1 pseudogene is annotated in these 882 nt (G+C 62.0%); it reads right to left on the bottom strand.

The features are described 5' to 3' along the window. Positions 1-882: pseudogene (locus tag HMPREF3121_RS12145) on the bottom strand (IS110 family transposase); the annotation flags it as partial.

Below are 882 nucleotides of genomic sequence, written 5' to 3'. Positions count from 1 at the left end.
AGATCAACGCACTCTAAATCCTGAAGAGCCCGTTTACGCAGGTAGTAGTCGCGCGACGCGGGATGGCAGTTCGACGCGATCCACGCCGATCGAAACATCGCGTTTTTTCAACTGTTTATTGCCGGCCCTGGTGGGAAACTCGCCGCGGACCGACGTACCCGACCGCCGGGTGATCGGCGCGATGCCGGCGTAAGCGGCCAAGTGCGCGGCATCGGCGAAGTCCTGGCAATCGCCGATGGACAACAAGATGTTAGAAGCGGTCTTGATGCCTACGCCGGGCATCGACATCAAGACCTGGGCAAGAGGGAACGATTCGCACATCTCTTCGACTTGCCCGGCGATCGTGTCGCGCTGTGCTTGAAGCGCTTTGATGTTCGCCGCCAGCTGGGGAATGACCAATTCCGCCGCCGCAGTGCCGGGTACCGTGACGGTTTGCTCGGCAAGGGCGGCGAAAATTGCGTCAACCAGGGCAGCAGGGTCCTTCTTGGCGCGGTTGCGCATCCACTTCAGGACTCGGCCTCGACCTGCGGCGGCCAGTTTTGTCGGACCGCCGTAGTGGATGAGCAAGTCCAGCACCAGCGTGCGCGAGAGAATCTCGCCTGCGAAGACGCGCTCGAGTGCGGGGTGAATCTGTGTGAGCACGCTGCGAAGGCGGTTTTTCGTTCGGGTGGCGTCTTTGGCGATGTCGTCGTCGAATCCGGCGAGCATCTTCAGCGCTGCTAGCGTCTCGTCGTCGCGGTCGACTGCCCGCAGTGTGTGCGGCATGGTGCGGGCGGTGTCGGCGATGATGAATGCATCCCGGCGGTCGGTTTTTGATCGTCCGGGGTAGAGATCGGCTGCTTTTCGCATGGCTAGGCCGGGGAGGTATCCGACCGTGCAACC

It is taken from the genome of Corynebacterium sp. HMSC11E11 (assembly GCF_001807025.1).
Lineage (GTDB): Bacteria > Actinomycetota > Actinomycetes > Mycobacteriales > Mycobacteriaceae > Corynebacterium > Corynebacterium freneyi.
The sequence above is the reverse complement of the archived record's forward strand: the minus strand, read 5'-3'. Positions and strand labels throughout refer to the sequence as shown.